The organism is Actinomycetes bacterium (genome assembly GCA_035506535.1).
Classification (GTDB): Bacteria; Actinomycetota; Actinomycetes; order DATJPE01; family DATJPE01; genus DATJPE01.
Window position 1 is genome coordinate 1 of record DATJPE010000009.1, and the last position, 7,528, is coordinate 7,528.

Sequence of the window (7,528 nt, forward strand, 5' to 3'; positions counted from 1 at the left end):
GGTCGGGCCGCCCACGCGGAAGCCCTTGAGGTACCAGGCCACGTGCTTGCGGATGTCACGGCAGGCCTTGTCCTCGTCGCCGTCATAGGTCTCGACGAGCAGGTCGACGTGACGACGCAGCACCCGGGTCACCTCGGCCAGGCCGGGCGCCGGCGGCACCGGCTCCCCCGCGAAGGCGGCGGCCAGGTCCCGGAACAGCCACGGTCGGCCGAGGCAGCCGCGGCCGACGACCACGCCGTCCGCGCCCGTCCGGGCCATCAGCCGGAGCGCGTCCCCTGCCGTCCAGATGTCGCCGTTGCCGAGGACGGGCACGTCGAGGGCGGCCTTGAGCTCGGCGATCGCCGCCCAGTCGGCCGTACCGGTGTACATCTGGGCGGCGGTGCGCCCGTGCAGCGCGACCCACGCGACCCCCTCCTCGGCGGCGGCCCGGCCGGCCTCGAGGAAGGTGAGGTGCGCGTCGTCGATCCCCTTGCGCAGCTTCACCGTCACCGGCACGGCCCCGTCGGCGGCGCGCACGGCGGCCCGGACGACGGAGCGGAACAGCCGGCGCTTCCACGGCAGCGCCGAGCCGCCCCCGCGGCGGGTCACCTTCGGGACGGGACAGCCGAAGTTGAGGTCGACGTGGTCGGCCAGCCCCTCGCCGACGACGATGCGGACCGCCTCGTGGACGACATTGGGGTCCACGCCGTAGAGCTGGACCGAGCGCGGTGCCTCGTCAGGGTGGAAGCGGATCATCCGCATCGTCTCGGCGTCGCGCTCGACCAGCGCGCGCGTCGTGATCATCTCGCAGACGTACAGCCCGGCGCCGTACTCGCGGCACAGCCGCCGGAAGGCGGCGTTGGTGATGCCGGCCATCGGGGCGAGGACGACGGGCGGGTCGACGACACCGACCCCGTCGAGCAGCAGCGGCGGCGCGGTCACGGCCCCGCCGGGACGTCGGTGAAGAGCAGCGTCTCGTGGCCGGACGGCCTCGGGAGGCGGACCAGCTGCCAGCCGGCCAGCCGCTCCTCGTAGCGCGGGCCGAGCCGGAGCACGCTGGGGGTGTCCCAGAGGACCGCGTGCAGGGTGTAGCCGTGCGCGCGAGCGCGCTCGACATCGGCCGGGGTCGGCAGGCCACGTACCTCGTGGCAACCGAGCTCGTAGGCGATGACGGGGAGGTTGGGCCCGGCGAGGACGCACGGTTCCCGCACGCCCGCGGCCCGAAGCTGGTCGACGACCTGGTACGGCGCAGCGCGCACGGCCGCCTGCTGCCTCGCGTTGACCCGGACCAGGCTGTACTGGCCCAGGGAGTTCACCAGCACCAGCAGCACGACGGCCGTCGCGGCAGCAGTGCGCACCGCTCCGGCACGGCACCGTCGGACCGCGCTGATCAGCGCCTGGGCGACGGGGACGGACAGCAGCGCGTAGACGGGCAGGAGCACACGAGGTCCGGGAGCCTCGACCTTGATGAAGAACAGGTACTGCACGAAGACCCCGGCGGCGGCCGCGGCGCACAGCACGTAGGCGCGGCGGGCCGCGCCACGGGCGAACCAGACCCCGAGCAGGGCCAGCGGCCACATCAGCCACCACCACAGACGTGTGGCGGCTGCCGCGTGGACGGCCCGCCCGGCGACCGGTCCGGACACCGTGTGGGCGAGGAAGCGCAGGTTGAAGTGCAGGCCACCGTCCTGCGAGCTGGCTTCGCGCAGCCGGTGCAGCGGCCCCCCGAAGTTGACGAACGCCTCGACGGTCCAGAACCCCCACCCGATCGCCAGACCCAGGATCGCGGCCCCGCCGGCGCGGAGCCGCGCGGCCCGCCCAGGGGTACGAAAGGCAGCGAGGGCGACGAGGACGGGCACGATGGCGTACACGGCGTCCGAGGGCCGGACCAGCGACATGACCCCGAACGCGAAGACTGCCGCCGCCAGGTACGACCGTCGGCGGCGCACCAGGGCGACCGCCACCGATCCGACGCCGCCGACCCCGGCCAGTGCGGTGAACAGATTCGGCATCGCCTGGCTGGAATAGAAGGTCGACACCCACAGGCTCGCGAACAGCAGCGCCGCGGTGACCGCCGTCCACCGGCAGATACGTACCCAGGGCAGGTACGCGAGGAACATGAACGCGCTGGACAGCCCGCTGAGGTAGGAGCGGGTGATCCCCAGCGACGCCGTGTAGTGGGCCACCGGCCACACCAGCAGCGGCAGCCCGTAGGCCCGGGGGGCGGTCCAGACCAGGTGGGGCCTCGTCGAGGCCTGGCTCAGGTAGACCGCCTCGTCGTAGCCGAGCGGGAGGTGAGGGCTGACCGCTAGCCGCGACGCGGCCAGCCAGCCGATCGAGACGACGAGCAGCGCGACGACGGCCAGCCGTCGGTCGCGAAGGATGTCGCGACCACGCGCCACTGCGGCAGCGCTGCTCATCGACGAATCCGGCTAGCAGGCCGGAAGGCGCTCGAGGAGCCAGGACTCGACACCCTCGATCGCGATCCGCTCCTGGGTCATCGAGTCCCGCTCGCGGATGGTGACCGCGGAGTCCTCGAGGGTGTCGAAGTCGACGGTGACGCAGTACGGCGTCCCGATCTCGTCCTGACGCCGGTATCGGCGCCCGATCGCCTGGGCGTCGTCGAACTCGACGTTCCAGCGCTTGCGCAAGGCCGCCGCGAGGTCGCGCGCCCGGGGCGAGAGGTCCTCGTTGCGCGACAGGGGCAGCACGGCGACCTTGACCGGCGCGAGCCGGGGGTCGAGGCGCAGCACGGTCCTGGTGTCCACGCCGCCCTTGGTGTTGGGCGCCTCGTCCTCGGCGTAGGCGTCGAGGAGGAACGCCAGCGTCGCCCGGGTCAGGCCGGCGGCCGGCTCGATGACGTACGGCGTCCAGCGCTCGCCCTTGTCCTGGTCGAAGTACGTCAGGTCGGCGCCGGAGTGCTTCGAGTGGGACTTGAGGTCGAAGTCGGTCCGGTTGGCGATCCCCTCGAGCTCGGCGAACTCGGTGCCGCCGAAGCGGAACCGGTACTCGATGTCGACGGTCCGCTTGGAGTAGTGGCTGAGCTTCTCCTGCGGGTGCTCGAACAGGCGCAGGTTCTCCGGGCGCAGGCCGAGGTCGACGTACCAGTCCCAGCGCGCCTGCAGCCAGTACTCGTGCCACTGCTCGTCGGTGCCCGGTTCGACGAAGAACTCCATCTCCATCTGCTCGAACTCCCGCGTCCGGAAGATGAAGTTCCCTGGAGTGATCTCGTTGCGGAACGACTTACCGGTCTGCGCGATCCCGAACGGCGGCTTCTTGCGGGCGGTGCCCATGACGTTGAGGAAGTTGAGGAAGATGCCCTGCGCGGTCTCCGGCCGCAGGTAGTGCAGGCCCTCCTCGGACTCCACCGGGCCGAGATAGGTCTTGAGCAGTCCCGAGAACTGGCGTGGCTCGGTGTACTGGCCGCGCGTCCCGCAGTTCGGGCAGGGGACCTCCGACAGCTGCGCGTCGTCGCGTCCCTTGCGAGCCGCGAACTCCTCGGTGAGGGTGTCCGCGCGGAAGCGGTGGTGGCAGGACGTGCACTCCACCAGCGGGTCGGTGAAGGTCTCGACGTGCCCGGAGGCCTCCCAGGTCTCGCGCGGCAGGATCACCGCGCTGTCCAGGCCGACGATGTCGTCGCGCTCCTGCACCATCGCCCGCCACCACTGACGGCGGACGTTGTCCTTGAGCTCGACACCGAGGGGCCCGTAGTCCCACGCGGAGCGCGTACCGCCGTAGATCTCCCCTGACGCGAACACGAATCCCCGCCGCTTGGCGAGGTTGACGACCTTGTCGACGATGTCTTCGGCCACGGGGTTCTCCGGTCCGGCTGGGTGTCGGGGGCCCCTTAGGGTAACCGGAGGTGCTCAGTGCCCTCCCCGTCCAGCGCCACGACCACCTCGAAGGTGCTGGGCCGGTCCTGCGCCCGCGCGAGGAACGGCGTGAGCAGCGCCCTGACGTCGTGGGCTCCCACGGCCCTGCGGTACTGGCCCACGCCCTCCCACGAGGTGACGAGCACCCACTGGCCGGGGTCGTCGGCCGCGCGGGCGAGCCGACCGTCGCGCCAGCCCGGCTTGGTGGCGAGCAGCGCCAGAGCGGTACGCCCGTCGGCGACGAAGCGCTGCTCCTCGGCCGAGGCGACGGTGAAGTGCAGGACGGACAGCACGCCCTGATCCTCGCGGGTCAGGGGTGCGAGCCCTGCTCGTGGGCGGCGTGCTCCGCCGGTTCGAGCTGGAACGTCGAGTGCTCGACGTCGAAGTGCTCGGCGAGGCACTCCCCGAGCCGGTCGAGCATCACCCCATGACCCTCACCCGCGAGGGCGTCCGGCTCGACGACGACGTGGGCGGACAGCACCCGCATCCCGCTGGTGATCGTCCATGCATGCAGGTCGTGGACGTCGAGCACGCCGGGTACGTCGCGCACGTGGCGACGTACCTGCTCCAGCTCCACGTCGCGGGGGGTGGCGAGCATGAGCACGTCCACAGTGTCCCGGAGCAGGAAGAACGCCCGCGGCAGCACGATCGCCCCGATGAGCACGGCAGCCAGGGTGTCCGCGCCGTACCAGCCGGTGAGGAGGATGACGATGGCCGCGACCACCACGGCGGCCGAGCCGAGGAGGTCGCTGAGCACCTCCAGGTAGGCGCCGCGGACGTTGAGGCTCTCCCGCGACCCGGAACGCAGGACGAGCAGGGCGGCCGTGCTGGCGACCAGGCCCACGCAGGCGACGGCGAGGAGGGCGCTCCCGGAGATGGTGGGCGGCGAGCCCCAGCGCCGTACCGCCTCGATGACCACGATGACCCCGACGACGGACAGGACGCAGGCGTTGAACGCGGCGGCGAGGATCTCCAGGCGCTGGTGGCCGTACGTGCGACGCGGCGTCGGCGGCCGCTTACCGAAGCTGATCGCGGTCAGGGCCAGCCCGAGCCCCGCGACGTCGGTCAGGACATGCCCCGCGTCGGCGAGCAGGGCGAGGCTGCCGAGGACCGCCGACCCGACCACCTCGACGAGCAGCACGACGAGGGACAGGCCGAGGGCGACAGCCAGCCGCCACCGGTGCTGCTGGCCCGCGGAGACATCGTGGCCGTGGCCCACGTCAGGTCGCCCCGCTCCTGGCCGGCCGGGACGTGGCGGGGTTCGGGGCGGCGCCGCCGTACCGGCGGTCCCGGGCCGCGTAGCGCTCGCAGGCCTGCCAGAGGTGCCGGCGGTCGACGTCGGGCCACATCTCCTCGAGGAAGACGAACTCGGCGTACGCGCTCTGCCAGAGCATGAAGTTGGAGATGCGCTGCTCGCCCGAGGAGCGGACGAACAGGTCGACGTCGGGCAGGTCCGGCTCGTCGAGGTGGGCCTGCACGGTGCCCTCGTCGACGTCATCGGGGTCCAGCCGCCCCGCCGCGGCCTCGCGGGCGATCGCCTGCACCGCGTCGACGATCTCGGCGCGCCCGCCGTAGTTGACGCACATGGTCAGGGTGAGCCGGTCGTTGCCCGCGGTCAGCCGCTCTGCCTCCTCCAGCTCGTCGATGACGCTCTTCCACAGCCGCCGGCGCCGTCCGGCCCAGCGCACGCGAACCCCCATCGCGTGCATCTCGTCGCGCCGCCGGCGGATCACGTCGCGGTTGAAGCGCATGAGGAAGCGCACCTCGTCCGGCGAACGGCGCCAGTTCTCGGTCGAGAACGCGTAGGCCGACAGGTAGCCGACGCCGAGCTCGAGGGCACCCTCCACGACGTCGAAGAGCGCCGCCTCGCCCGCCTCGTGGCCGGCGGTCCGCGGCAGGCCGCGCGCCTTCGCCCAGCGGCCGTTGCCGTCCATGACGACGGCGACGTGCCGCGGGACGAGCTCGGCCGCGATCGCGGGCGGCCGGGCGCCCGAGGAGTGCGGGGTCGGGGGTCGGGGCAGGGTCTCCTCCGGGTCGGCTGGTCGGGTGTTCGCTCTGACCCTAGTGAGGCGCTCAGCCGCGTTCGACGAGGCGCAGCGAGCGCAGCCCTCGCTCGAGGTGCCACTGCAGGAACGCTGCCACCAGGCCGCTGCCCTCCCGCCGGTGCCGCCCCTCGCTGGAGTCCGCCGTGGGCCAGTCGCCGGTGAGGAGCGCGCCGAGCAGGCGCAGCGTGTCCGCCGCCGGCGTCGCGGCGCCCGCCGGGCGGCACTGCGCGCAGGTCGCCCCGCCCCCGCCGACGCTGAACCAGCGGTGGGGGCCGTCCGCGCCACAGACCGCGCAGTCGGCGAAGCTCGGCGCCCACCCTGAGAGGGCGAGCGCGCGGAGCAGGAACGCGTCGAGGACCAGACCGGGGTCGTGCTCGCCGGCCGCGAGCGAGCGCAGCCCGCCGACCAGCAACAGGTAGAGCTGGGTCGCGGGGTCTCGCTCCTCGGGCGTGAGACGCTCGGCCGTCTCGAGCATCGCGGTCCCTGCCGTGTACCGGGCGTAGTCCTCGACGATCGGTCGGCCGTACGGGTGCAGCGACTCGACCTGGGTGACGATGTCGAGGCTGCGACCGACGTGGAACTGCACGTCGACGTGGCTGAACGGCTCCAGGCGCGCGCCGAACCGGGACGACGTACGCCGCACGCCCTTGCCGACCGCCCGGACCCGCCCGTTGCCGCGGGTGAGCAGCGTCACGATCCGGTCGGCCTCGCCGAGCTTCTGCGTACGGAGGACGACCCCCTCGTCCCGGTAGAGGCCGAACCGCCCCTCACTCACCGCCACTACTCACCCACCGCCACCCTCACTCCGCGCCGCCCGCCCGATCCGCGCCGCCCGCCCGATCCGCGCCGCCGCCCGATCCTCCCACCCACCCCCGACCAATCCTTCGAATGAACGCGGCATTCCTCCAATAGGTCCGCTGGAACGCCGCGTTCATTCGGAGCCGGGGGGTGGACCGGAGTCTTGTCCACGTGGGACGGAGGCCACGACCTCACTCCACAGATCCGACGGCCGACTCCAGAGGCGTGCTGCCAGATCGGACGCTGGGGAGGTGCCACGACGCCGGGATTACGACACCCTCGCCATCGAGGCCGTCGCCGACCTGCAGGATGGACTCATCACGCGGGCCCAGCTGGAGGAGCTTGGGGTACCAGGCTCCACGGTTGCCGCGCGATGCCACGAGGGGAGGCGATGGCAGCGAGTCCTGCCGGGCATCCTCGCTCTCCAGACCGGGCCGATCAGCCCGCGCCAACAACTACGCGCGGCGCTGCTGTACGCCGGCCCCCAAGCCATGATCACAGGCGGTGCCGCGCTGCGCCTGCATGGCGTTCGCCGGAGCTTCCCGGTCCCACCGATCCACGTCCTCGTAGGCGACCATCGGCAGCGTGGGACCAGCGGCTTCGTCCTGGTGGAACGGACCATCCGGCTCCCTGCGCCGGTGGTGATCGAGGGGATGAGAGTGGCGCCCGCCGCCAGGAGCGTCTTCGATGCTGCCCGTCGACACTCCTCGCCCGAGGACTGGGCCAGGACCGTCGCTCAGCACACCGAGGCGACCGCGATCGGGATCGTCGTCGTCCATCACCTCCCGCAGGTCGTGGAGCGACAACCAGCACAGACCCTGGCCCAGCTGGAGG

The 7,528-nt window shown here is 72.4% G+C and carries 8 protein-coding genes; 1 reads left to right on the forward strand and 7 read right to left on the reverse strand.

Translation table 11 applies throughout. The annotated features are described in order from the left end of the window. The 7 genes from dusB to recO form a co-directional block, all read right to left on the reverse strand. On the reverse strand, positions 1 to 921 hold a 921-nt coding region (gene dusB / locus VMI11_01575; protein ID HTY71096.1), incomplete at its 3' end, for a tRNA dihydrouridine synthase DusB. Continuing rightward, positions 918 to 2,399 carry a hypothetical protein gene (locus VMI11_01580; GenBank protein ID HTY71097.1) on the reverse strand — a complete coding sequence of 494 codons (1,482 nt, stop codon included), beginning with the start codon at positions 2,397 to 2,399 and terminating at the stop codon, positions 918 to 920. The genes VMI11_01580 and dusB, both read right to left, overlap by 4 nt. A gap of 12 nt (positions 2,400 to 2,411) precedes the next feature. Next, positions 2,412 to 3,791 (reverse strand): glycine--tRNA ligase, encoded by a 1,380-nt coding sequence (locus VMI11_01585; GenBank protein HTY71098.1) that lies wholly within the window; start codon positions 3,789 to 3,791, stop codon positions 2,412 to 2,414. A 35-nt stretch (positions 3,792 to 3,826) separates the two neighbouring features. Continuing rightward, positions 3,827 to 4,144: an antibiotic biosynthesis monooxygenase gene (locus tag VMI11_01590; protein HTY71099.1), complete on the reverse strand. Its 318-nt coding sequence runs from the start codon at positions 4,142 to 4,144 to the stop codon at positions 3,827 to 3,829. 17 nt (positions 4,145 to 4,161) lie between these two features. Further along, entirely contained in the window at positions 4,162 to 5,070 is a 909-nt protein-coding gene (locus VMI11_01595) for a cation diffusion facilitator family transporter (protein HTY71100.1), read from the reverse strand. A gap of 1 nt (position 5,071) precedes the next feature. Continuing rightward, positions 5,072 to 5,872, reverse strand: coding sequence for an isoprenyl transferase (locus tag VMI11_01600; protein HTY71101.1), 801 nt, complete (start codon positions 5,870 to 5,872; stop codon positions 5,072 to 5,074). A gap of 52 nt (positions 5,873 to 5,924) precedes the next feature. Further along, positions 5,925 to 6,671 carry a DNA repair protein RecO gene (gene recO / locus VMI11_01605; GenBank protein ID HTY71102.1) on the reverse strand — a complete coding sequence of 249 codons (747 nt, stop codon included), beginning with the start codon at positions 6,669 to 6,671 and terminating at the stop codon, positions 5,925 to 5,927. 274 nt (positions 6,672 to 6,945) lie between these two features. Between recO and VMI11_01610 the strand changes: the two genes are divergently transcribed. Continuing rightward, on the forward strand, positions 6,946 to 7,528 hold a 583-nt coding region (locus VMI11_01610), incomplete at its 3' end, for a hypothetical protein (protein ID HTY71103.1).